Raw genomic sequence first — 24192 nt, 5'->3', positions numbered from 1 at the left:
GGCGCGGCGCCGCCCGATAACGCCGCTAGGGTTTAGCGCCCGGCGGCGGCGGATCCGTCACGAAACCGATCCGCTCGAGCCCGGCCTGCTGCGCCGCGCCCATCACCTGCGCGATCACTTCGTAGCGCGTGGAGCGCTCGGCGCTCAGGTGGATCTCCGGCTGGTCGGTCTGCGCCGCTTTGCCCGCCGCCATGAATTGCGCGCGCATCTGCTGCAGCGTAATGACGCTGCCGTTCCAGTACAGCTTGCCGGCGGCATCGATTGAAAGAGAAATGGTTTGCGGCGTTTGCCGCGCGGGCGCGGCCGCGACTTTGGGCAAATCGAGCCGGATCGCATGCGTGAATAAAGGCGCGGTAATGATAAAAATCACCAGCAGCACGAGCATCACGTCGATCAACGGCGTCATGTTGATCTCGGCCATCGGCGCAGCCGTCTGCTTTTTTTCGAGTCCGCCGAATGCCATGTCGCCTCCTTCTGCCTGAGCGCTGCGCTTAGTGGGTCGGGGTCCGGGCCTGGGCTTGCTGCGGCTGAGGCCGGGGCTGATCCGCCGGCGCGCACACATAGGCGTGCAGATCGTGCGCGAAGCCGTCGAGTTCCTCCGACAACTGCCGCACCATCCGCCCAAGCACGTTATAGGCGAGCACCGCCGGAATCGCGACCACGAGGCCGAAAGCCGTCATGATCAGCGCCTCGCCGACCGGACCCGCGACGTTTTCGATCTGCGCCTGACCGCTCGCCGCGATACTGCCGAGCGCGTGATAGATGCCCCAAACCGTGCCGAGCAGGCCGACGAACGGCGCCGTGCTGCCGACCGAGGCCAGCAGCACCTGGCCGAACTCGAGCCGCCGCTGCGACGCGTTGAGCGCCTGGCGCAGCGCCCGCAACACCCGCTCGCCGCGTTCGACGCGGGCAAGCAGTACGCCAGGAATGTCCACTTCGGCGGCATGCAACGCGGCCTCGGCGAGCGGCGTGAAGACGCGCTCGCGGTCCACGCGCCTCATTGCCGCGACGCCGTCCGACAACGTCGACGCTTGCCAGAACTGCGCAATCGCCGGCGTGGCCTGACGTTTGGCGCGCGTGAGGATCCAGCTTTTGACGATCAGAAAGCACCAGCTCGCAATCGACATGGCCAGCAGCACATACGCGACGCCATGCGTGATCGCGTCGCTGGTTTCCAGGTAGTGGATGATGCCGCTGCTGCCTGCCATCTGACCTCGCTATCGGAAAGTGATTACAGGGGCGTAACGGGGCCCTGCGCAGGCCCCGTGGCTGCTCAACGCAGCCCGAGCACGTCCTGCATGTCGAAAAAGCCCGTCTCGTGGCTTTCGAGGAAACGTACAGCACGAAGCGCGCCTTGCGCATACGACAGGCGGCTCGCCGATTTGTGCGTGATTTCGATGCGCTCGCCGATGCCGGCAAACAGCACCGTATGGTCGCCGACGATATCGCCGCCACGAATTGCCGAAAAACCGATCGTGGACGGATCGCGTTCGCCGGTCACGCCTTCGCGGCTGTAGACCGCGCATTCGTCGAGATTGCGGCCGAGCGCGTTGGCGATCACTTCACCCATGGTCAGCGCCGTGCCGGACGGCGCGTCGACCTTGTGGCGGTGATGCGCCTCGATGATTTCGATGTCGTAGCCGGTCGCGAAATGCTTCGCGGCGTATTCGAGCAGCTTCAGCGTGACATTGACGCCCACGCTCATGTTCGACGAGAACATGATGGCGATCTTGTCCGCCGCGGCGCGCAGTTGCGCTTTCTGCTCGTTGTCGAAGCCGGTCGTGCCGATCACCATTTTGACGTTGTGGCGCTGCGCGGCTTCCAGATGCATCAGCGTGCCTTCGGGACGCGTGAAGTCGATCAGGTAGTCGGATTCCGCGAACACGCGCTCGACGTTGTCCGTCAGCAGCACGCCCGTCTGTTTGCCGAGAAACGCACCGGCGTCCTGACCGAGTTGCGAGGAGCCCGCACGGTCGAGCGCACCGGACAGCGTGGCGTCGGAATCATTGAGGACGGTTTCGATGAGCATCCGGCCCATACGGCCCGATGCGCCAGCAATGGCAATTTTCATGGCTACGAGGGTTCGAAAGGGGTAAAACGCGGCAAAACCCGTCAAATGCGGGCAAAAGCGGCGGCGGGCAGCACACCCGGGCGCCGCACATACAGGACCAGCAGACGACCAGTACAGGTACGGCAGAACGGCTGACGGGCGCTGCGCACGGTACATTCCGACGCAGCGCCCGTCTTAAACGTCCCAAGAGAAGGACAGCGTGCCTAGCCGCCCGTTCCCACAGTGGACGAAGAAGACGTCAACGGCGCGTTATGCGTTGGGCCGCCATTGCTGCTTTGCGGGCCCGTCGGTCCCACCGGATTATCCTGCGTGCCTGGAACCTGCGGCGGCGGCGGACGATGGAACTGGAACTGCGGCTGCCCGGCGGCCGTGGGGCCTTGCTGCGGAATACCGCCGCCGTTGGCGGTCGGCGCGGTGGAGCGCACCGACGACTGCGTTTTGCCCGACGGCGATTGCACCGCATTGGTCAGCCGATTCGCGGCCTGCGCGGCTTCGGCGTTGGCGTCCGTTGACGGCACGGCCGCTGCTGCCGCGGCGGCGTCGACGGACGGCGAACTCGTGGTGTCCACGGCAGCCGGCGCAGCAGCCACCGGCGCGCTGGCGCCAGTCGCAGCACTTGCCACATTCGGCACGGCTGCCTTCTTCTTGCCGGACTTGTCGCCGTCAATTTCAGCCAGCAACTCGAGGTTGGACGGCAGATCTTCGCCACCCGACCAGCTGGCGACACGGTCGCCCGCGAACAGGATCACGAAGTCGCGCTGCTGCACGACGTTAGTCGAGCCGCGCTTGAAATAGAACACGTAGTCCCAGCGGTCTGCGTGGAACATGTCGGTCAACAACGGTGTGCCGAGCAACTGCTTCACCTGGGCGCGCGACATACCGACCTGCATCTGGGCAGCCGCTTCTTGCGAGACGAAATTGCCTTGCACCACCGTAATACGGTACGGGGTAATGCTTTGGGCAACGCGCTGCGTCAAGCTGTCGTAGGTGGAACATCCGGCAAGAACCGCGACAGTCGCAACAGCGATCAAGGTACCCCGCATGCGGCTCCCCCGGTAGATCAATTGAGATTTTGAAATCATTTCACTCACCGTGCGGGCCCGCTGACGAGCCGCGCGAGTTTCATTCCATCGAAGATGACCAGAACGGCAAAAACACATTACTATGAGAGCCCAGCATTGTACTCTAGGGATCCCTTGTCATGACCAATCCAACCGATCTCAAGAATATCGGGCTCAAGGCGACCCTTCCGCGCCTCAAAATCCTTGAGATTTTCCAGCATAGCCCAGTGCGTCATCTGACTGCAGAAGACGTCTACCGCAACCTGCTGCACGAAGAGCTCGATATCGGTCTCGCAACCGTGTATCGGGTGCTGACGCAGTTCGAGCAGGCTGGCCTGCTGTCGCGCAGCAACTTCGAATCCGGCAAAGCGGTGTTCGAATTGAACGAAGGGTCGCATCACGACCACCTCGTTTGCCTCGATTGCGGGCTCGTCGAAGAGTTTTTCGACTCCGAGATCGAAAGCCGCCAGCAATCCATCGCGAAGGAACGCGGCTTCAAGCTGCAGGAACATGCGCTGGCGCTGTACGGCGCGTGCACCAAGGAGAATTGCCCGCATCGCAAGCATTGAAGTCGAATGCTTGAGATGCCGGCCGCGTCGGGGGTGCGCGGTTCGGCGGGCAAAGAAAAAACCCGGTCGACGGCAAATCGACCGGGTTTTTTTACGCGTGCGGCGCTGCGATTCCAGCCTATTCCGCCAGCTCGACGCTCGCTTCGAACAGCAGCCGCCACGGCTCGGCCAATGACAATTCATCGCAGTTAGGCTGCTCGCCGCCACGATCCACCACCACAAAATCGCTCACCTGATCGAGCGCGAGCAGGGGGTGGTGCCAAACACCTTTCGAATAATTCACGCCCTGCCAACCGTCGCTCCAGAACGCCCGCATCCGCGCCGGATCGAACTCTCCCGCCGGCGCGACGACCACCAGATAGCGCCGTTCCGTTAAGGGAATGAAAGCCTGGCTGCCCAGCGGATGCCGCTCCATCATCGTGATTTCGATCGGCAGCGCCCGCGGTTGCGCCCGAAACAGGTTGATCAACGGCCGGCCGCCGTGCTCCGTCACGTCGACGTTCGCGAGGTCGTGATAGCGCTCGGTCGTGCCGCCGTTGATCGGGAAATGGCGCGCGCCGTCCAGTTCGATGACGTCGCCGAACGGCGCGAAGGCCGCGCGCGTCAGACGTTCCACATGCAAGGTTTTCATCGACGCAACTCCGTTATGCGATCTCGCCCCACAAGCGCAGACGCGATACGCCGCCGTCCGGGAAGATATTGAAACGCACATGCGTCACCGGGCCGAGAGAGGCGATGTCGTCCGCGAACGTGTGCACGTGGTCCATCTGCAGCTTCTGTTCGCCGAGCAGCACCGGCCAGAACATCGCCTGCGTGACGAGCGAATCGTCCGTCCCACCCGTCACCGAGGCCGCCTGCAGCGAACAGCGATCGGGATAATTGCCCTTGAAGTGCGCGGTATCGACTTCGATCTTGCGAATCACGCCCGGCCGCGCAAGCGCGACGATCGCCCAGTCGTTGCCCGGCTCGCGACGGCGTCGCGTTTCCCAGCCGTCGCCCATGTTGACGCCGCGGCCCGGCATCAGCATCTGCGAGGCCGGCCCGAAATGCTGGTTGTTCGCGGCGACAAGGTACGCGCCGTTTTCGATCGCGGCGAGATCCAGCAGCGTGCCGCGCTCGACGCGCTCCCAGTCCCGCTTCGGCTGGCCATACACGCGCAGACGCGCGAGACCGCCGTCTGGATAGAGATTTACGCGCAGATGGGTGAACGCGCGGGCGTCGTTCACTTCGACGTAATGGTGCTGATTGCCCTGCAGCGTGGTGGCCGGCACGAGCGTTTGCCAGTCGGCGTTGTCGGGCGGAACGTCGCCGTCCACGTAGCATGCATCGATCGACGCGGCCGGCGGGAAGTTGCCGGTGAAGTGGCTCGTGTCCAGATCGACGCCGTACACGACGCCCGGCCGCGCGAGCCGGATCACGCAATAGTCGTGGCCGGTGGTGCGCTTGCGGCGGGTTTCCCAGCCGTCCATCCATTTGCCGTGGTCGTCGTACTTGCCGGGAATGAACACTGCCGGTTGCGGCTCGAGCATGCGTTCTTTCGGGGCGAAGAATTCGTCGCTCGCGTGGAGCGCCTGCGCGCCAAGACGCGGGTCGGCGAGGTTCATGTAGCGACGGGTGAAAGCAGGAGCGTTAGGGTCGAGGATCGGATTAGCCATAGTCTCTGTCAGGCAACGAAAAGTAAGGAAGAGGCGGCGGAGTCAGCGCATCCGCCGGGTCAGAACGCGCGTTGCGTTGGCGCGCGGTTGAATAGCGATGAATCTGGCCACAGCGCAACTGCGGTTGTGCTTTTTCAAACTGCCGGTGCGTGTTCGCCGGCGGCCGGCTCGGCGCCTACATCTTCGCCTGCGGGTACGTAGCGCAGCGCTGCGTCACGGTTCAACACGCGATGGGCGCGCGCCCGGTCGATATCGTTTTCCCACACGGCGACCACCACCGTCGCCACGCAATTGCCGATCAGGTTGGTCAACGCACGGGCAATGCCGACGAACCAGTCGACCGGCAGAATCAGCACGAGGCCGAGCACGGGGATCGCCGGAATCGCGGACAGCGTCGCGGCCAGAATCACGATGGCCGAGCCGGGAATGCCGTGCGCGCCCTTCGACGTCACCAGGGACACCAGCACCACTACGATCAGGTCGTGGATGGACAGCGGCGTATTGGTGGCCTGCGCGATGAAAATCACCGCAAGCGTCAGATAGATGGAGAAGCCGTCCAGATTGAAGGAGTAGCCGGTCGGAATGACCAGTCCGACGGTCGAATCCTTGACGCCCATCCATTCGAGCTTGCGCATGATCTGCGGCAGCACGGCATCCGAAGAGGCTGTACCCAGTACGATCGAAAGCTCCTCGCGAAGATAGCGGATCAGCTTGAAGATGCTGAAGCCAGCCAGACGCATCACCACGCCCAGCACAACCACCACGAACACGAAGCAGCTCGCGTAGAACACCAGCACCAGCATGCCGAGTTGCTTGAGCGACTCGACGCCGTAGGTGCCGGTCGTGAACGCGATCGCGCCGAGCACGCCGAGCGGCGCGAGCTTGATGATGAAACCCATCACGCGGAAAAACACCTGCGAAAGCTCGTCGATCAGGCTACTGACGCGCTGTGCCTTATTGCCCAACAGCGACAGCGCCGAGCCGAACAGCACCGAAAACACGAGGATTTGCAGGATGTCGCCGGTGGCGAATGCGTTGATCGCCGTGTCGGGGATGATCTTCAGCAGGAAGCCGGCCGTGTCCTTCAGGCTTTTCGCGTGCTCGGTGTAGGTCGACAGCGAAGCGGGGTCGAGCGAATGCAGGTTGATGTTCATGCCGACGCCAGGCCGTGTTGCGTAGGCCAGCACCGCGCCGATCACGAGCGCAATCGTCGTCATGATCTCGAAGTAGATCACCGCCTTCAGGCCGACGCGGCCAACCTTGCGCAGATCGCCGGCATGCGCCATGCCGCTCACCACGACGCAGAAAACGATCGGGCCGATCACCATCTTGATCAGCTTGAGAAAGCCGTCGCCGAGCGGGCGCAGCGATTGGGCGAAATGCGGGAACACGGCGCCGATCACGATGCCCGCGACCAACGCTATGACGACCCGGCCAAACAGCGAATTGAAGAATTTCAACACGGCTTCCTCCTGGTTGCGATTCACATCTGTTCAGACTGGTCCGACCAGTTCTGTTATCTCGAATAGTAGGAAGCCGATATACTGGCGTCAAGGATTCGTTAAATAGCGTTTACCCGCTATTTTTTTGCAGTTCCGGGGCCGGATTGCGCACGTTAAACGGCCCGTCGTACGAGCGTTCAGAACGCGTATTACAATGCTGGTCAGACCGCGCACCCAAGTGAGCCACGATGAAAAACGTTCCGCACACCGTCACCGATGCCGCCATCGCGACCATCCGCGAACGGATCGAAGTGGGCGTCTATCCGGTGGGCAGTTTGCTGCCGGCACAGCGTCAGCTCTCCGAGGAACTGGCGATCAGCCGCGCATCGTTGCGCGAGGCGCTCTCGACGCTCGAAGCGCTCGGTCTGCTGATGATCCGTCCCGGTAAGGGCGTTTATGTGGAAAGTGCGCAGGCCGCGGCTGCGCAACCGTGGCGCTTCGCGGAGCAGTCGTCGCTGCCGGATACGTACCAGATGCGTTTCGCGTTGGAAGGCTTTATCGCGCGCATGGCGGCGCTGGCTGTCACCGATTCCGACCTCGCCTGGTTCGAAGACAACATTGCGGCCATGCAGACGGCGCTCGCCTGCGACGAACTCGACGAAGCCGCTCGCCTCGACTACGACTTCCACATGCGCATCGTGAGCATTGCCGGCAACGCGGCGATCGAATCGATTCTGAGCAGTGCCGCGGAAATCATGAAGGAAAGCCAGCGGATGCCGTTTTATCGGCGCGAGTTAGTGCTGTCTACGTACACCGAGCATCGGGCGATTCTCGACGCGCTCAAGGCGCGCGATTCCGCTGCCGCCGGCAAGGCGATCGAAACGCATATCTCGAACGCCGCGCAGCGCGCCGGCGTCTATTTCCCCACGCCTCAGGCGTAAAAAAACCGCTCCGAGGAGCGGTTTTTTGCAGTTGCCCTGCCACCGGCCCACGGCCAGCAGCAGAAACACACGAAGCTAGAACACCAGCTTACTTCGCGTTGGCCAGCGCCACAGCCGTGTCCAGCATGCGGTTCGAGAAGCCCCACTCGTTGTCGTACCAGCTCGACACCTTCACCAGACGGCCCGACACCTTGGTCAGCGTTGCGTCGAACGTCGACGAAGCCGGGTTGTGGTTGAAGTCGATCGAGACCAGCGGTGCGTCGTTGTAACCGAGGATGCCCTTCAGCGAGCCTTCCGACGCTTCCTTCATGATCGCGTTGACTTCCTCGACCGTCGTGTCGCGTGCAGCGATGAACGACAGGTCGACGACCGACACGTTGATCGTCGGGACGCGAATCGCGTAGCCGTCCAGCTTGCCGTTCAGTTCCGGCAGCACGAGACCCACTGCCGATGCAGCACCGGTCTTCGTCGGGATCTGGCTGTGCGTAGCCGAGCGCGCGCGGCGCAGGTCTTCGTGGTACACGTCCGTCAGAACCTGGTCGTTCGTGTACGCGTGGATCGTGGTCATCAGACCGTTCACGAGGCCGATCTTGTCGTTCAGCGGCTTGACGAGCGGTGCCAGGCAGTTGGTCGTGCACGATGCGTTCGAGATCACCGTGTCCGATGCCTTCAGGACATTGTGGTTCACGCCGTAGACGATCGTTGCGTCGACGTCCTTACCGCCTGGCGCCGAGATGATGACCTTCTTTGCGCCGCCCTTGATGTGCGCGCTGGCCTTTTCCTTGGTCGTGAAAAAGCCCGTGCATTCCATCACGACGTCGACGTTCAGCTCGCCCCACGGCAGTTCTGCCGGGTTGCGGTTCGCCAGCACGCGGATCTTGTCGCCGTTGACGACCAGGTAGTCGCCGTCCACCGAGACTTCGCCCGGAAACTTGCCGTGCGCCGTGTCGTATTGCGTCAGGTGAGCATTGGTCTTGGCATCGCCAAGATCGTTGATGGCGACGATTTCGATATCGTGCTTCTTGCCGTTTTCATAGAAGGCGCGCAGCGTGTTGCGGCCGATCCGGCCGTAGCCGTTGATTGCGACGCGAATCGTCATGATCTATCTCCTGATGGCTGAAAAAAAATCGTCCATGTTGGCCTGTCCTTCCGGCGCAACCGCGCGTGGGGCACACGCGGCTGCGCTTACCGAAGGTCAGCCGAGTGCGGCTTTTGCCGTCTCTACCACGTGCTCGACGGTGAAACCGAAATGCTTGAACAGCACGCCAGCCGGGGCCGATTCGCCGAACGTGTCGATGCCGACCACGCCGCCTTCCAGACCCACGTACTTGCGCCAGAAATCCGTGACACCCGCTTCGATCGCGACGCGGCGCACGCCCTTCGGCAGCACGCGTTCACGGTACTCGGCGTCCTGCTTGTCGAACACGGTGGTCGACGGCATCGACACGACGCGTGCCGCGATGCCTTCGCGAGCCAGCGGCTCGACCGCGTTCAACGCCAGTTCGATTTCCGAACCGGTGGCGATCAGGATGACCTTGCGCGCGACGATCTCGTCGTTCCAGTCGCGCAGCACGTAACCACCCTTCTCGATATTGGCGATCTGCGCGTCAGTACGCTCCGAGAACGGCAGATTCTGACGGCTGAAGATCAGGCACGACGGGCCATGATGCTCGACCGCGTGGGTCCAGGCCACCGCCGTTTCGACCGTATCGGCCGGGCGCCACACTTGCAGATTCGGGATCAGACGCAGGCTTGCGACGTGTTCGATCGACTGATGGGTCGGACCGTCTTCGCCCAGACCGATCGAGTCGTGCGTGAACACGAAAATCGACGGCGACTTCATCAACGCGGCGACGCGCAGCGCGTTGCGGCTGTAGTCCGAGAACGTCAGAAACGTGCCGCCGAAGGCCTTGAAGCCGCCATGCAGCGCGATGCCGTTGATCGCGGCGCTCATGCCGAATTCGCGCACGCCGTAGTTCACGTAGTTGCCGGCAGCCTTGCCTTCGGCGTTCACACGCACCGGCTTGGCGGCCTTCCAGTTGGTCAGGTTCGAACCGGTCAGGTCGGCGGAACCGCCAAGCAGTTCCGGCAACACGGCCGACAAACCTTCGATAGCCTGTTGCGATGCCTTACGCGTCGCGACAGTTTCCTTGCGTTCGTTCGCGCCGGCGATGATCGCCTTCGCCTTTTCCTTCCAGTCGGCGGGCAATTGCTTCGCGTCGCGGCGCTTGAATTCAGCGGCTTCCTGCGGGTATTTGGCTGCGTAAGCTGCAAACGCCTTGTCCCAGTCGGATTCGTTGCGTGCGCCAGCCTCTGTTGCATCCCATGCCGCATAGACTTCCTGCGGAATCACGAACGGCTCCCACTTCCAGCCGATCGCTTCGCGCGTGGCCGCGATTTCCTTGTCGCCGAGCGGCGAGCCGTGCGAATCGTGGCTGCCGGACTTGGTCGGTGCGCCTTCGCCGATCACGGTCTTGCAGCAGATCAGCGTCGGCTTGTCCGATTGCTTGGCTTGCTTGATCGCGGCGTCGACCGCGTCGACGTCATGGCCGACCACGTTCGGGATCACGTTCCAGCCGTACGCTTCGAAGCGCTTCGGCGTGTTGTCGTGGAACCAGTGAACCACTTCGCCGTCGATCGAGATGCCGTTGTCGTCGTAGAACGCGATCAGCTTGTTCAGCTTCAGCACGCCCGCGAGCGAGCAGGCTTCATGCGAGATGCCTTCCATCAGGCAGCCGTCGCCAACGAACACATACGTGTGATGGTCGACGATCTTCGCGTCAGACTTGTTGAATTCGGTGGCGAGCAGCGATTCGGCGAGCGCCATGCCGACTGCGTTGGCCAGACCCTGGCCGAGCGGGCCGGTGGTGGTCTCGACGCCCGGCGTGATGCCGTATTCCGGGTGACCCGGCGTCTTCGAATGCATCTGACGGAAGTTCTTCAGCTCTTCCATCGGCAGGTTGTAGCCGGTCAGATGCAGCAGCGAGTACAGCAGCATCGAGCCGTGACCGTTCGACAGCACGAAGCGGTCGCGATCGGCCCATTGCGGGTTCTTCGGGTTGTGACGCAGATGGCGCGACCACAAAGCCACGCCGATTTCGGCCATGCCCATCGGCATGCCGGGGTGGCCGGAGTTCGCTTTTTGAACGGCGTCCATGGACAACGCGCGGATTGCGTTGGCCATCAGGGAAGTGTGTGCGGGAGACGGGGTCGTCATGTCGAGTCCGGAGACAGAGTCAGAAGGCGGTGCGCGCTTGAGGCCCGGATGCTCGAATGCCAGTCCACTTCGGCGCACGGTGCGGCGCCAGGAGACGCGAAACGGGCAGAGCAAACGGACAAGGCTGAAAGCGTGACATTCTAACAGAACGTTAGCCGGCACCCCTCGCGCAAAGCCGCCTGGCGGCCTGGTTTCAGGCTGGTTCCGCACGCGGACCGGGCCCGCGCGACGCCTGCGCCTTTACAATTGAGCGACACCAACCCACCGCGCTCCCAACGGAGCCCGTCATCCGTGAGCGCTCCCTTGCTGTTCCACCCCACCGCCGACGCCGTCTACGGATTTCCGAACGCGCGGCGGCTTGCGCGCGTCGATTCGCCCTACCAGCGGATCGAGGTATGGGACACGCCACAGCTCGGCCGGCTGTTTACGCTCGACGGCCGCCCGATGACCTCCACCGGCGACGAATTCATCTACCACGAATGCATGGTGCATCCGGCCGCGCTCGCGCATCCATCGCCGAACGCAGCACTGGTGCTGGGCGGCGGCGATGGTGGTGCTGCGCGGCAATTGCTGAAGCACCCGGGCATCGAGCGGATCGTCGTGGCGGAGCTCGATGCCGAAGTCGTGCGCCTGACCCGCGAGTATCTGCCCGAGGTGCACGGCGGCGCTTTCGACGATCCGCGCGTCGAACTGGTGATCGGCGACGCCGCGCATTACGTCACGGGGGCCGCCCAATCGGCCCCAGCGACAGCACAATTCGATCTCGTCGTGTTCGACCTGACACCGCCAGACTCGCCCGCCTCAGGCCTCTACACCCCGGACTTCTATACGCGGCTCAAGCGCGTCATGAGCCCAACCGCCGCGCTCTCGCTGCATCTCGGTTCTCCCTATTTCCACGCGGAGCGCATCGCCGGCCTGCTCGACGATCTGCGCGACACCTTCGCCATCGTGCGCACAATGAGCACCTTCATCCCGCTCTACGGTTCGCTCTGGATGATGGCGACTGCCAGCGACACGCTCAACCCCGCCGCCCTCACCGCCGAAGCACTCTCCGAACGCCTTGCCGAGCGCCGAATCGACTCGTTGAAGCACTACGACCCGGCCCTGCATGCCGGACTGTTCTCGGCATCCCGGTCCGTGCGCGATAAACTAAGTCAATTCTTAAAGCCATCAAGCTAACGCGTGGGCAGAATGCACCGTTCGGTCGGCGCGCGCCATCGGTGTATCGATGCGCGACCGCCCGTCTGGCCTCGCAGCATGCATCCCGCAACCCCAAAAGATCCGGAGAACCCCATGACCGCCTCCCGCCCAGCCGGTGTGCCCTGGTTGACCCCCTATCTGACGGTGCGCGACGCACGTGCCGCCACGGCGTTCTTCGAAGCGGCATTCGGCTTCGAGGTCCGTGATAGCGTCCAGGACGACGGTGTCGTCATGCATGTCGAGATGACCTATCAAGGCCAGCTGATCGTGATGTTCGCGCCGGAAGGCGCGTTCGGCTCGGCGGCGAAAACACCCAAAAGCGCGGGCGCGATCGCGCCGCAATCGTTCTATGTCTATGTCGACGATGTCGACGCGGTTTACACGCGGGCGCTGGCCGCCGGCGCAAAATCGCTGAGCGAGCCACAGGATCAATTCTGGGGCGACCGGTTTGCCCAGGTCGAAGATCTGGACGGCTACCGTTGGGCGCTCGCTCGCCACCTTTCCTGAACCAATGAGTATTTTTCTGATGCCTCGCTTCTTCGTCGGTACGGCCCTCAAGCCCGACGACATCATGCAGTTGCCCGATGACGTCACGCGCCACATCCTCGTGCTGCGTTTGCAGCCCGGCGACTCGATCGTGCTTTTCAACGGCGAAGGCGGCGAATACAGCGCCGAACTCGTCGAAGTCGAACGCCGCTCGGCCAAGGTGAGAATTCGCGAATTCCGCGATATTGAAGTGGAAGCGCCGTATCACCTCACGCTCGCGCAGGGCATCGCCGGCGGCGACAAGATGGACTGGCTCATCGAGAAGGCGGTCGAACTCGGGGCATCGTGTTTCGTGCCGCTGACCACCACGCGCAGCGTCGTGCGTCTTTCTGGCGACCGCGCGCAGCGGCGGCATGTGCATTGGCAAGGCATCGTGCGCGCGTCGTGCGAGCAGTGCGGGCGCAATCGCCTGCCGGAAGTGATGCCGGTGCGTGAGATCGCTACATGGCTCGGCGCGCTGCCCCGCGCGCCTGAAGAAGGCGAAATGCGCATTCTGCTGTCGCCGCGCGCCAGCATCAGCTTTTCGGCGCTGCCCGTTAATCCGCCGTTCGGGCGCGTGACCGTGCTGGTCGGCCCGGAAGGCGGTTTTTCGGCAGCGGAAGAAGCCGCTGCGACTGATCACGGATTTACCGCCGTCGGTCTCGGTCCGCGTGTGTTACGCACGGAAACCGCAGGCATCGCAGTGCTCTCGGCGTTAGCAGCTCGCTGGGGCGGCTGGTAAGCCAAAAGCAAAGGCCCGCCAATTGGCGGGCCTTTCTCATTCTTTTACAGCGGTAAGCGGTACTCAGACACCCCATTCAGGCAAAGTGCTCAGGCCTACCTTACGCAAACGAATAAAACACCCGGAACGCAACCTTGCGCTCGGCCCAGAACTCGGACGCTTCGCGGAACACGTCAAGTAGCGTCTCGCGCCCTTCCTTGTCGAACTTTTGCGCGACCGGCAATTGCTCGAGCACGATCACGAAGCCGGGCTGCGCACCTGCCTTATGGACCAGATCGGTCAGGCAATCGTACAGCGCGTCGTAATTCTTGCCGAAATGCTTCGGAAACAGGAACGACGTAGCAATGGTCTCCAGCACTTCCTGTTTGGACTGAGCGTTCGCGCAGTACGCGTACAGAAAGTGCTGGCCGAGCTGGTTGGCCTCGTCAGCGAGATCCTGCACGCGAAACGCGCGGATCGACTGTACGATGTTCGGTCGTACGGTCTTGAAAAGACTCATGGGCTCCTCATTCGATGCAAGCACAGTGCTGCCTTCGCTCTGGGTATCCCGGCCCTGGTCGCCGGCGCGCATCCGCATGACGCGCTGGAACAAATTGCCGTCGCCGGCCGCGAAAAGATCCGTCGCGACTCCGGAGTCGTGCGCGTAGACGTTGTCGCTCATGCCGTTCATCCCGATGTCATTCAACAATACGATTAAAACTGGTGTAATGGTCGTCCGAGTAATAACAGTTGTCGATCCGCTGTAGCGGACCTCCGCAGACGATGCGACGCGCCCCGCGGTTTCGTGAACGAGGCGTAGGAACGGTGTATTCGTGGTAATAGCCGCGCCGATGCGGTGGTAGCAACCGTTCGCGATTGCCGAATACGATGCCGTCCTTCTCATACGGGTAAGGCCCGCCCGCGGCAATCAAGTTCAATGTATTGACCGCTTCGCGCGGCAACTGTGCCGCTGCAATAGTGCCCTGCACCTGAGCTTGTGTATCGGCAGATGTCGTGTAGTCGCGCGCAAACGCGCCAGGCACGGAGCCGAATAAAGCGCAGAGCGTCAAAGCACCGATCAGCACGCCTTTAATGCGCAGCCACTTGCGTGCCATGAATCAAGGTTCCCCGCTGTTAGATCACGAGTTTGACGACCATGAAAGTCGTAAGGGTATCGCTAAAACCCCACAGAATCAACGTTCGCCGGACAGGCAAAAGCTTCCAATCGCGTGGGAAAGAGCCACGGAACGGGCTTTGACGACTTTTGACAGAATATTTAGCTTGTGCAGGCTAAAATTAACCTGACGAAGCAAATGGGGCGCGCACAAACCCACGGGGCGCCCATTGCGCGGCCCATTCCCTCTAATGAAAGCCTTGCGGTTCCCGCAGTCTCTCGAAGGCGGAATGGTCTCATTCGGCCTTTTTTAGGGTGGCTATCCCCTGTTCACCCGCAGGCGTGCCCATTGCGGGCACGCCTTTTTTTTGCGCGGCGCCCAATTAGGCGGCGCCACGCTTCATTCCCGGATCAAGGATCAGCGGGAGGCGATTACGTCGGCAACCAGCAGCGCCGTCATGTTGACGATGCGGCGAACCGTGGCCGAGGCCGTCAGCACGTGCACCGGCTTGGCTGCGCCGAGCAGCATCGGACCAATCGCGATGTTGTTGCCCGCGGCGGTCTTCAGCAGGTTGTACGAGATGTTGGCCGCGTCGATATTCGGCAGCACCAGCAGATTTGCATCGCCTTCGAGCGTCGAGTCGGGCAACACTTCGCGGCGCAGATTCGCGTCGAGCGCGAGGTCGCCGTGCATTTCGCCGTCCACTTGCAGGTCGGGCGCGCGCTCGCGCAGGATCGCCAGCGTGTCGCGCATTTTCTGCGCGGTCGGCGCATTGCTCGAACCGAAGTTCGAATGCGACACCAGCGCGATCTTCGGCTCGATACCGAAGCGGCGCACTTCCTCGGCTGCCATGATCGTAATCTCAGCGAGTTGTTCCGGCGTCGGATCGACGTTCACGTGCGTGTCGACCAGGAAAATCTGGCGGTTCGGCAACACCAGCGCATTCATCGCCGCATAGACCTTCGCGCCTTCCTTCTTGCCGATCACCTGATCGATGAAGTGCAGGTGGCGATGCGTGGTGGACACCGTGCCGCAGATCATGCCGTCCGCCTCGCCCTTTTCCACCATCATCGCGCCGATCAGCGTGGTGCGGCGGCGCATTTCGAGCTTCGCCATCTGCTCGGTGATGCCCTTGCGGGACATCATCTTGTGATATTCCTGCCAGAAATCGCGGTAACGCTCGTCGTGGTCGGTGTTCACGACCGTGTAGTCCTGACCCGCGACCAGCCGCAGGCCGTAACGCGCGATGCGTTGTTCGATCACCGCCGGACGGCCGATCAGGATCGGCTTCGCGAGCTTTTCGTCGACGATGATCTGCATGGCGCGCAGCACGCGCTCTTCTTCGCCTTCCGCAAACACGATGCGCTTCTTCTCCGGCTCGACACCACGCGCCAGCTGGAAAATCGGCTTCATGGTCGTGCCGCTGTGATACACGAACTGCTGCAGATGCTGTTCGTACGCTTCCATGTCTTCGATCGGACGCTCGGCGACGCCCGAATCCATCGCTGCCTTCGCCACCGCCGGCGCGACCTTGACGATCAGGCGCGGGTCGAACGGCTTCGGAATCAGATATTCCGGACCAAACGAAAGATCCTGGATACCGTACGCAGTCGCGACGATATCGCTCTGCTCCTGGCGGGCCAGTTCGGCGATCGCGTTGACCGCGGCGATCTCCATTTCACGCGTCACCGTCGTCGCGCCCGCATCCAGCGCGCCGCGGAACAGGAACGGGAACACCAGCACGTTGTTCACCTGGTTCGGATAGTCCGTACGGCCCGTGCAGAGCACGGCGTCCGGACGCACTTCGAGCGCCAGTTCCGGCAGGATTTCTGGGGTCGGGTTGGCCAGCGCCAGAATCAGCGGCTTGTCAGCCATCTGCTTGACCATGTCCTGCTTCAGCACGCCGCCGGCCGAGAGACCCAGGAAAATATCCGCGCCGCCGATCGCCTCAGCGAGCGTGCGGGCGTCGGTTTCGCGCGCAAAGCGTTCCTTGTCCGGGTCCATCAGTTCGACGCGGCCCTTGTAGACCACGCCGGCGAGGTCGGTAACGGTGATGTTTTCGAGCGGCAGGCCGATGTCGACCAGCAGATCCAGGCAGGCCAGCGCCGCCGCGCCCGCGCCGGACGACACCAGCTTGACCTCCTTGATGTCCTTGCCGACCACCTTCAAGCCGTTGGTGATGGCCGCCGCGACGACGATGGCCGTACCGTGCTGGTCATCGTGGAAAACCGGAATCTTCATGCGCTTGCGGCATTCGCGCTCGACGATGAAGCAGTCCGGCGCCTTGATGTCTTCGAGGTTGATACCGCCGAAGGTCGGCTCCAGCGCCGCGATCACCTCGACCAGCTTGTGCGGATCGGACTCGTTCAGCTCGATATCGAACACGTCGATGCCGGCGAACTTCTTGAACAGGACGGCCTTGCCTTCCATGACCGGCTTCGAGGCGAGCGGCCCGATGTTGCCGAGACCCAGCACAGCGGTGCCGTTCGTGACGACGCCGACCAAGTTGCTGCGCGCGGTGAAACGGGCGGCGTTCAGCGGGTTTTCGACGATTTCCTCACACGCGAACGCGACGCCCGGCGAGTACGCCAGCGCGAGGTCGCGCTGGTTGATCATCTGCTTGGTCGGGGCGATCGCGATCTTCCCGGGGGTCGGGAACTCGTGATAATCGAGAGCGGCTTCGCGGAGTTTGCTATTGACGGGAGTCGACATAAGGCGGGCTTCGAAGGGCGGATTAGAATAGATGTTCGACGGCATTGTAGCCCCAATTGCCGGCTCAATTCCTTCAATACGGGTACAACTGCCGCGACTGAAATATAGCGAAAGGCAGACATGGCACGCTTTGGGCCAACCACCAGTCGAATCGGAGTTGTGCGCGAATAGAGTGTTTACCCGCGAACATCTCCGTACAATGCGCGCCGTTAGCGGCTTTTCGTTGCACTTATCCGTTCACCCATTGCCACCATGCTCTCCGAGTTTTCGCTGATCGATCGATTCTTCGCCCGCCGCGCAGCCGCTGCGTCATCCCGTGCTGCAGAAGGCGAACTCGGCATCGGCGACGACTGCGCCCTGCTCGCGCCGCGCCCCGGTGAAATGCTGGCGATATCGACGGACATGCTGGTGGAAGGCCGCCACTTCTTTCCCGACATCGATCCCGAGGCGCTCGGTCGCAAGGCGCTCGCGGTGAACCTGTCGGACCTGGCCGCGATGGGCGCAGAGCCGCTGGCGTTCACGCTGGCGTTCTCCTTGCCCAAAGCCGACGAAGCGTGGCTCGCCGCTTTCAGCGATGGCCTCTTCGCGCTGGCTGAGCGCTACCGCTGCAATCTGATCGGCGGCGACACGACCGGCGGCCCGTTGAATCTGTGCATCACCGTGTTCGGCAGCGTGCAGCCGCAGGTTGCGTTGCGCCGCGATGCCGCGCAACCGGGCGACGACATCTGGATCTCCGGCACGCTCGGCGACGCGCGCGCGGGTCTCGGCGTCCAGCGCGGAGAGTGGTCTGCCGATGCCAGCGACACTGCGACGTTTCGTCGCGCCCTCGAGCGTCCCGAGCCGCGCATCTTCCTCGGTCTCGCGTTGCGGGGCATCGCGCACGCAGCGCTCGATCTATCTGACGGGCTCGCCGGCGACTTGCTGCACATCCTGGAACGCTCGGAAATGCAGGCCACGGTCGACGTCGACGCCGTGCCGCGTTCGGCCGCGCTACGCCGCCTCTCGCCCGAGATCCAGCAACGTTGCACGCTAGCCGGCGGCGACGATTACGAACTGTGCTTCACCGCACCGGCCGCAGCGCGCGCCAAGGTCGAAGCAGCCGGGCGCGAGGTGGCCGTGCCGGTCACCCGCATCGGTACAATAAGCGCTCTTCAAACGGCGGCCGACCGCCCGGCGATCGGCTGGCGCGATGCCGCCGGCGCGCCGCTCACTCTGACGTTGCAAGGCTTCGACCATTTCCATGCAGACTGATCCCCCGCTGGGCCCCGCCGATGATCTGATCGGCCATCCGCAGCCCAACGCGTCCGGCCCGCGCGCGCCCCGTCCTCAGCCACGCCGCGCCACCGCGCGTTTCATGCTGTCGCATCCGCTGCACATTCTGTCGCTGGGTTTTGGCAGCGGCTTGTCGCCGGTTGCGCCGGGCACCGTCGGTACCCTGTTCGCATGGGCCTCGTTCGCCGTCCTGAGCCGTTATCTGACCGTGGTCGAATGGGGCGTGCTGATCGTCGCCGGCTTTTTCGGCGGCATTGCGATCTGCGGCTTTACAGCCAAGAAGCTGGGTACCGACGATCCGTCGCCGGTCGTCTGGGACGAAATCATCGCGTTCTGGCTGGTGTTGCTGATGGTCACGCCGGTCACGCTGACCGGGCAACTCTGGGCGTTCATCGTATTCCGCTTCTTTGACATGGTTAAACCGCCGCCCATCGGTTATTTCGATCGCCGACTGAAAGGTGGTTTTGGCATCATGTTCGACGACCTGGTCGCTGCGTTCTTCACGTTGCTCGTGATTGCGCTCTGGCGCATGTCGGTTTAACCGTTGCCCGTCGGCTGGTGCCGGTCGGCCTTTGCCCGCCGGCCACCGGCTGCCGACTGCCTCCCGCAGCAGTTCCCCGTTTTCCGGATTGACGCCATGCCTACCGATTCCGTGGTTCACCAGCTTGCGATTCGCGTGAGCAACCGCCTGCGCGACGAGCGCCTGATGCTCGTCACCGCCGAATCCTGCACAGGCGGCATGGTGGCGACCGCGATCACCGATATTTCCGGCAGCAGCGGCTGGTTCGAGCGCGGCTTCGTCACGTATTCGAATCAGGCGAAGTCCGAGATGATCGGCGTGCCGACCGACCTGATCGAAAAGCACGGCGCGGTCAGCGAACAGGTGGCGCGTGCGATGGCGGAGGGCGCGCTGCGCAACAGTCGCGCGCAGGTGTCTGTCTCGATTACCGGCGTTGCCGGCCCGGGCGGCGGCACGGAAACCAAGCCGGTCGGCATGGTGTCGTTCGGCTGGAGCAATCGGCTGCATACGTCCGTCGAAACCAAGGTCTTCAAGGGCGACCGCGAGAAGATCCGCGTGCAGGCCGCCGCGCACGCGTTGCGCGGTGTGCTGGCCCTGCTCGACGAGCGCGAACATTAACGTCCGGTTCAAATTCTGAGGCGCCGCCACGATGCCCAACATGTCGACTTCGCACGCAGCCAAAGACGAGTTGATCCGCCGCTTCGATCTAAAGCCGCATCCGGAAGGCGGATTTTTCAGCGAGACGTATCGATCCGCGGAGTCCGTGCGCCGCGATGATGGTTCAACGAAGACGCGCTCGGCGTCCACCGCGATTTACTACCTGCTCTGCGACGGCGCGCATTCGGCGTGGCATCGGATCAAGTCCGATGAGGTCTGGCATTTTTATGCCGGTGAGCCGTTGAATGTTCACGTGCTCGACGAAGCGGGCACGTTGATTACGCACAAGTTGGGCAATGTGCTGACGCATTCGGATGCCGTGTTTCAGGCAGTGGTGCCCGCGGGGCTGTGGTTTGCCGCGGAATGCGCGGACCCGGCGACGTTCGCGCTCGTGGGCTGCACGGTCGCGCCGGGGTTTGAGTTCAGCGAGTTCGAGCTGGCGGATGTCGAGGCGCTGAAAGCGCGGCATCCGCAGCGTGCGGCGTTTATCGAACGACTGGGGCCGGTTACCTGACCGGCCTCATCCGCCATCACCGGAACGCATTGATCCGGTCACGCGTTTCCATCGCGGCCTTAGCTGCGGCTTCGGCGAAATCGTCATCCTTACCGGCGTAGATAATCGCCCGCGACGAGTTGATCAGCATGCCCGTGCCGTTCGCCGTCCGGCCGGCGTTGACCGTCGCCTGAACATCGCCGCCTTGCGCGCCGATGCCCGGAATCAGCAGCGGCATATCGCCGACGATCCCACGCACCACTTCGATTTCCTTCGGGAACGTCGCGCCAACCACGAGCGCCAACTGGCCGCTCGCGTTCCACTTGTCCGCCGCCAGTTGCGCGACGACCTGATACAGCGGACGTCCGCCCGTCTCCAGAAACTGCAGGTCCGAACCACCCGCGTTCGAGGTCCGGCACAACACGATCACGCCCTTGCCCTCGTGCTCCAGATACGGCTGGATCGAATCGAAACCCATATACGGATTCACCGTCACCGCGTCCGCCTGATACCGCTCGAAGGCTTCACGCGCGTACTGCTCGGCGGTGCTGCCGATATCGCCGCGCTTCGCGTCCAGAATCACCGGCAAGCCCGGGTGGTTCGTATGAATGTGCGCGATCAACTGCTCAAGTTGGTCTTCCGCGCGATGAGCGGCGAAGTAGGCGATCTGCGGCTTGAACGACGACGCATAGGGCGCGGTCGCATCGACGATGGTGCGGCAGAAGTCGAAAATCGCTTCGGGACGGCCCGCGAGCGCGCCCGGGAATTTGCTGGGCTCCGGATCGAGGCCGACGCACAGCAGCGAGTTCGTGCGCTGCCAGGCGTCGTTGAGTGTCTGGATGAAATTGGACATGGTGAGTCTCGCGGCGAGCCGATAACGGAAGAGGCGCGTATTTTACCTGTCCTACGCGGCAAGCCGCCGCCACGCGTCACACCGGCTCAGGCTGGGGCGTGACGGGTACGCCGTACTGCTCCGCCCTGCTCTCCCCTTACTGCCGCCGGCGCGAACCACGTGCGCCCGGCATCGAGCGCAAACCCGTGCGTTCGACGGTAAAGCGGAACGTGCGCGTGAGCCGTTCGCCGCGCGCGAGCATCGTCATTCCGTTCTCGCACGCGCCGCCCGCCAGATTCATCGCGTTGATCGGATGATCGACTGGCTCGAAGCAGAAGAAGTCTTCGCGCGGCGGCGTGTACAGCACGTAGTAATCGGTGTCGGCGGCGATATTCAGCGACAGCCGCCGCTTCGGCCACACCACCGCCGCCTGCCCGCTCCAGCCCGTGAACGCGTGATTGACGATGGTTTCCGGCAAGGGATACGCCACGCCGAATTGCCATGCGGGCGGCGCCGGCACGTGGCGCACCGGCAGCCAGTCGTCGCCGGAAAGCCACAGGCCGCCGGCCGCCGCCGACAGTTCGGTGTCGGCGTCACGCACAAAAAATGGATGCACGCCCAGCCCGAAAGGCAGCGCCTCGCGGCCGGCATTCTCGATGTCCAGCGTGATGACGAGTGTGGGGCCGTCCAACGTATAGGTTTGCGTCGCGCGGAACGCGTACGGTTTGCCGTCGTGGCGATCGAGCGTCAGACGGACGTTTTCGCGGTCCGACTCCGCGACCTGCCAGGCCGAGAGCCAACCGTCGCCATGAATCGGCAAGGCCTCGTCGGCGCGATTTTGCGGCACCTCGACGCGCCGCCCCGCCACATTGAAATGACCGCCACCGATGCGATTCGAATACGGCAGCAGCGGATAGCATGCCAACTGGTTCGGCTGGGTATCCGAGGCGATGTGACGGCAGCGCCGGAAAATCGGCGTGAGCGCGCCGTCGTTGCGCCAATCGAAACGGGTGACGCCGCCACCGAGCGTCGGCGCGACATCGAGGCGCAAATGCGCGTTGGCGAGCGTGATGCACGCGAGCTCGCCGCCGCTCGTCTCACCGACCGCAACCGCAGAAGTACTGGGACCCGGAAGCACCGGATTGGCCGCCGCGTTAAGTCGCGCGCGTCGGCTCTGAGAAGAGGCGGAAACAGGATTCGCAACAGTCATATCTGGCTCCATCGAGAGGCGTGGGACGTTGCCGTCATTGCTGACGGATGCTGTTGGGCGATTTTTTTTGCACAGGTCGCCTCAGGGTCCGAACTGCATGCTGCCGATCTACTGCCGATTTGCTGGCACTGGGTTTGCGACATCAACGCTGGTTCACTTACAAAGTCACTGCGCGACTACACTCTGCTGCCTCGAGACTGAGGTTGCGCCATTCTGCGCTATGCGGGCGCGCCTTGGAACACCGGCTCCGGCAAACCTTGTCGTCCGGGCGTTGCGACGAACACGCCGCCCGCATGAGAATCGCCCGCGAGCGCGGCGGCATCGAGATCGATACGCGCACTCGTGATGTACAACGTGTCCAGTTGCACAGGCCCTGACGGAAGTCCTCTTGAGGGGCCGCCAAACGCGACGCAACTCGGCTGCGCAGTCGGCACGTCGACACGCTCGGTTTCCACGCCGTCGGGGCCATATCGCACTACTCTCCTGCCGCCCCACTGCGCGTTCCACACACCACCGTCGCGGTCGACGGTCGAGCCGTCGGGCTCGCCGGTCGCGTCCGTTAATGTCGTAAAGGCGCGGTCGTTGGCAATGCTGCCGTCCGCGCGATAGTCGCAGACGCGAATTTCACGCGTCGGCGAATCGCAGTAGTACATCGCCGCGCCGTCGGGACTGAACGCGATGCTGTTCGAGATCGCCGGTGCGGGCAACGGCAATCGCTCCAGCGACAAATCGTGATTCAGACGATAAAACCCGCCGACCGCCTGCAGCGGCGAGCCTTCGTCTTTCGTACCGAATACGAAACGACCTTGACGATCGCAGCGGCCGTCGTTCACGCGCGTGTTCAAGCCAGGTTCGACGTCGACGATACGCTGCGTCTCGCCGGTTGTCAGATCGAAGAACGCCAGATGCGTCGCCAATCCGAGCAGCAGGTAGCGCGGATCGGCGCACAACGCAAAACTCCCGAGACGCTCGGGCATGCGCCAGAACGTGCTGCCGCCGTCGCGCGGGTCATAGCGCCACAGCCGCGCGCCTTCGATGTCGTTCCAGTAGAAGCGATCGGTCCTCGCGCACCACGTCGCGCCTTCTCCGAGCGTGCATTTCGTGTCGAGCAGCAGCGCCGCGCTGTGTGCAGGCAAAGCCGCACCCGCATCCGAACCCGCAGACACGCCGGCACTCACGCCCAGCCTCCGTCGACGACGATATCCTGCGCGGTGATCATCCTGCTGTCATCGGCGGCTAGGAACAAGGCCATGCGGGCGAGATCGGCCGGTTGCAGTTCAGCATCGATGCACTGGCCTTCCTTGATCGAGCGACGGCCTGCATCGTCGAGCCACAAACGCTTCTGCTTGTCCGTCATCACCCAGCCCGGCACCAGCGTATTGACGCGAATATTGAAGTGACCGAGGTCGCGCGCGAGCCCGCGCGTCAGACCCTGCACTGCCGATTTCGACATCACGTACACCGGATAGCCGCCGTTCTTCAGCATCCAGCTGATCGAGCCCAGGTTGATGATCGAACCCGCGTTGGCGGCCTTCATGTCCTCCATCACCGCTTGCGCTGCGAAGAACTGGTGACGGATATTCACCGCGATGCCCGCGTCGAAAAACTCGCGCGTCACGTCGCCAATCGCGTGACGTTTGTCGTTCGCGGCGTTGTTCACCAGCACCTGAATCGGACCGAGTGTGGCCTTCACATCGGCGATCGCTTTTTGCAGCGCGTCGATGTCGGTCAGATCGCAGGGCAGGAACAGCGGCTTGTGTTTCGAATCGCCGAGTTCGTCGGCGAGCGCTTCACCCGCGGTCGCGTCGATATCGAAGAACGCGACGCGCGCACCCTGCGCCGCAAAATGCTCGACGAACGATGCGCCGATACCGGTCGCGCCGCCCGTGATCAACACTGTTCGGTCGACGAGACTCGGATAGCGGGCAAACGCGTTGTCCGCGAGGCGGTCGTTTGCATTGGCCGGAGACGACATCGTT

25 protein-coding genes are annotated in these 24192 nt (G+C 63.1%); 9 read left to right on the top strand and 16 right to left on the bottom strand.

Annotated elements, in window-relative coordinates:
* Window positions 1–25: 25 nt before the first annotated feature.
* The 4 genes from M0D67_RS03355 to bamE form a co-directional block, all read right to left on the bottom strand.
* Entirely contained in the window at window positions 26–463 is a 438-nt protein-coding gene (locus M0D67_RS03355; RefSeq protein WP_154558095.1) for a biopolymer transporter ExbD, read from the bottom strand.
* A 28-nt stretch (window positions 464–491) separates the two neighbouring features.
* Window positions 492–1208: a MotA/TolQ/ExbB proton channel family protein gene (locus tag M0D67_RS03350; RefSeq protein WP_154558096.1), complete on the bottom strand. Its 717-nt coding sequence runs from the start codon at window positions 1206–1208 to the stop codon at window positions 492–494.
* Window positions 1209–1273: 65 nt separating this feature from the next.
* Window positions 1274–2071: a 4-hydroxy-tetrahydrodipicolinate reductase gene (dapB, locus tag M0D67_RS03345; RefSeq protein ID WP_154558097.1), complete on the bottom strand. Its 798-nt coding sequence runs from the start codon at window positions 2069–2071 to the stop codon at window positions 1274–1276.
* A 203-nt stretch (window positions 2072–2274) separates the two neighbouring features.
* A complete protein-coding gene (gene bamE, locus M0D67_RS03340) occupies window positions 2275–3114 on the bottom strand; it encodes an outer membrane protein assembly factor BamE (protein ID WP_154558170.1) in 840 nt (279 codons plus the stop codon).
* Window positions 3115–3272: 158 nt separating this feature from the next.
* On the opposite strand from bamE, the gene fur reads away from it, so the two are divergent.
* Window positions 3273–3701 carry a ferric iron uptake transcriptional regulator gene (gene fur, locus M0D67_RS03335; RefSeq protein WP_012434340.1) on the top strand — a complete coding sequence of 143 codons (429 nt, stop codon included), beginning with the start codon at window positions 3273–3275 and terminating at the stop codon, window positions 3699–3701.
* A gap of 118 nt (window positions 3702–3819) precedes the next feature.
* Here fur and M0D67_RS03330 read toward each other — a convergent pair whose 3' ends face one another.
* The 3 genes from M0D67_RS03330 to M0D67_RS03320 form a co-directional block, all read right to left on the bottom strand.
* Complete coding sequence (locus M0D67_RS03330) at window positions 3820–4332, bottom strand: ureidoglycolate lyase (protein ID WP_154558098.1); 513 nt, start codon at window positions 4330–4332, stop codon at window positions 3820–3822.
* Between the two features lie 13 nt (window positions 4333–4345).
* Window positions 4346–5356, bottom strand: a complete 1011-nt coding sequence (gene alc / locus M0D67_RS03325; protein WP_154558099.1) for an allantoicase — start codon at window positions 5354–5356, stop codon at window positions 4346–4348.
* Between the two features lie 134 nt (window positions 5357–5490).
* Complete coding sequence (locus M0D67_RS03320; protein WP_168435536.1) at window positions 5491–6819, bottom strand: C4-dicarboxylate transporter DctA; 1329 nt, start codon at window positions 6817–6819, stop codon at window positions 5491–5493.
* Window positions 6820–7046: 227 nt separating this feature from the next.
* Between M0D67_RS03320 and M0D67_RS03315 the strand changes: the two genes are divergently transcribed.
* Entirely contained in the window at window positions 7047–7739 is a 693-nt protein-coding gene (locus tag M0D67_RS03315; RefSeq protein ID WP_154558100.1) for a FadR/GntR family transcriptional regulator, read from the top strand.
* An 88-nt stretch (window positions 7740–7827) separates the two neighbouring features.
* On the opposite strand, the gene gap is transcribed toward M0D67_RS03315, so the two are convergent.
* Window positions 7828–8838: a type I glyceraldehyde-3-phosphate dehydrogenase gene (gene gap / locus M0D67_RS03310; protein WP_063497349.1), complete on the bottom strand. Its 1011-nt coding sequence runs from the start codon at window positions 8836–8838 to the stop codon at window positions 7828–7830.
* A gap of 96 nt (window positions 8839–8934) precedes the next feature.
* Complete coding sequence (gene tkt, locus M0D67_RS03305) at window positions 8935–10956, bottom strand: transketolase (protein WP_154558101.1); 2022 nt, start codon at window positions 10954–10956, stop codon at window positions 8935–8937.
* Between the two features lie 291 nt (window positions 10957–11247).
* Between tkt and speE the strand changes: the two genes are divergently transcribed.
* The 3 genes from speE (at window position 11248) to M0D67_RS03290 (ending at window position 13423) form a co-directional block, all read left to right on the top strand.
* A complete protein-coding gene (speE, locus tag M0D67_RS03300; RefSeq protein WP_168435537.1) occupies window positions 11248–12135 on the top strand; it encodes a polyamine aminopropyltransferase in 888 nt (295 codons plus the stop codon).
* A 114-nt stretch (window positions 12136–12249) separates the two neighbouring features.
* Window positions 12250–12663 (top strand): glyoxalase/bleomycin resistance/extradiol dioxygenase family protein, encoded by a 414-nt coding sequence (locus M0D67_RS03295; protein ID WP_054034519.1) that lies wholly within the window; start codon window positions 12250–12252, stop codon window positions 12661–12663.
* A 19-nt stretch (window positions 12664–12682) separates the two neighbouring features.
* On the top strand, window positions 12683–13423 hold the full coding sequence (locus M0D67_RS03290) for a 16S rRNA (uracil(1498)-N(3))-methyltransferase (protein WP_154558103.1): 741 nt from the start codon (window positions 12683–12685) through the stop codon (window positions 13421–13423).
* Window positions 13424–13523: 100 nt separating this feature from the next.
* Here the strand turns inward: M0D67_RS03290 and M0D67_RS03285 are convergent, their stop codons facing one another.
* The 3 genes from M0D67_RS03285 to M0D67_RS03275 all read right to left on the bottom strand — a co-directional run bounded on the left by M0D67_RS03285 (window position 13524) and on the right by M0D67_RS03275 (window position 17274).
* Window positions 13524–14084 carry a barstar family protein gene (locus M0D67_RS03285; RefSeq protein ID WP_054034683.1) on the bottom strand — a complete coding sequence of 187 codons (561 nt, stop codon included), beginning with the start codon at window positions 14082–14084 and terminating at the stop codon, window positions 13524–13526.
* A gap of 16 nt (window positions 14085–14100) precedes the next feature.
* Window positions 14101–14517 carry a ribonuclease gene (locus tag M0D67_RS03280; RefSeq protein ID WP_171926713.1) on the bottom strand — a complete coding sequence of 139 codons (417 nt, stop codon included), beginning with the start codon at window positions 14515–14517 and terminating at the stop codon, window positions 14101–14103.
* Between the two features lie 417 nt (window positions 14518–14934).
* Window positions 14935–17274: an NADP-dependent malic enzyme gene (locus tag M0D67_RS03275; RefSeq protein WP_171926714.1), complete on the bottom strand. Its 2340-nt coding sequence runs from the start codon at window positions 17272–17274 to the stop codon at window positions 14935–14937.
* A gap of 207 nt (window positions 17275–17481) precedes the next feature.
* On the opposite strand from M0D67_RS03275, the gene thiL reads away from it, so the two are divergent.
* From thiL to M0D67_RS03255, 4 genes are all read left to right on the top strand, one after another.
* Window positions 17482–18480, top strand: a complete 999-nt coding sequence (gene thiL, locus M0D67_RS03270) for a thiamine-phosphate kinase (RefSeq protein ID WP_154558106.1) — start codon at window positions 17482–17484, stop codon at window positions 18478–18480.
* Window positions 18470–19042, top strand: coding sequence for a phosphatidylglycerophosphatase A (locus M0D67_RS03265; RefSeq protein WP_171926716.1), 573 nt, complete (start codon window positions 18470–18472; stop codon window positions 19040–19042). Before thiL ends, M0D67_RS03265 begins: the two co-directional genes overlap by 11 nt.
* A 96-nt stretch (window positions 19043–19138) precedes the next feature.
* Window positions 19139–19639, top strand: a complete 501-nt coding sequence (locus tag M0D67_RS03260) for a CinA family protein (protein ID WP_154558107.1) — start codon at window positions 19139–19141, stop codon at window positions 19637–19639.
* 40 nt (window positions 19640–19679) lie between these two features.
* On the top strand, window positions 19680–20192 hold the full coding sequence (locus tag M0D67_RS03255) for a cupin domain-containing protein (RefSeq protein WP_154558108.1): 513 nt from the start codon (window positions 19680–19682) through the stop codon (window positions 20190–20192).
* A 16-nt stretch (window positions 20193–20208) separates the two neighbouring features.
* Here M0D67_RS03255 and pyrF read toward each other — a convergent pair whose 3' ends face one another.
* From pyrF to M0D67_RS03235, 4 genes are all read right to left on the bottom strand, one after another.
* Window positions 20209–21024: an orotidine-5'-phosphate decarboxylase gene (gene pyrF / locus M0D67_RS03250; RefSeq protein ID WP_154558109.1), complete on the bottom strand. Its 816-nt coding sequence runs from the start codon at window positions 21022–21024 to the stop codon at window positions 20209–20211.
* A gap of 136 nt (window positions 21025–21160) precedes the next feature.
* Complete coding sequence (locus M0D67_RS03245; protein WP_154558110.1) at window positions 21161–22213, bottom strand: aldose 1-epimerase; 1053 nt, start codon at window positions 22211–22213, stop codon at window positions 21161–21163.
* Window positions 22214–22431: 218 nt separating this feature from the next.
* Window positions 22432–23391, bottom strand: a complete 960-nt coding sequence (locus M0D67_RS03240; protein WP_233464709.1) for an SMP-30/gluconolactonase/LRE family protein — start codon at window positions 23389–23391, stop codon at window positions 22432–22434.
* Window positions 23388–24188 (bottom strand): SDR family NAD(P)-dependent oxidoreductase, encoded by an 801-nt coding sequence (locus M0D67_RS03235; RefSeq protein ID WP_154558111.1) that lies wholly within the window; start codon window positions 24186–24188, stop codon window positions 23388–23390. Before M0D67_RS03235 ends, M0D67_RS03240 begins: the two co-directional genes overlap by 4 nt.
* Window positions 24189–24192 lie beyond the last annotated feature (4 nt).

Source organism: Paraburkholderia sp. SECH4, assembly GCF_030511745.1.
GTDB classification, from domain to species: domain Bacteria; phylum Pseudomonadota; class Gammaproteobacteria; order Burkholderiales; family Burkholderiaceae; genus Paraburkholderia; species Paraburkholderia madseniana.
Note: the sequence above shows the minus strand (reverse complement) of the source record. Positions and strands in the feature narration are given on the sequence as shown.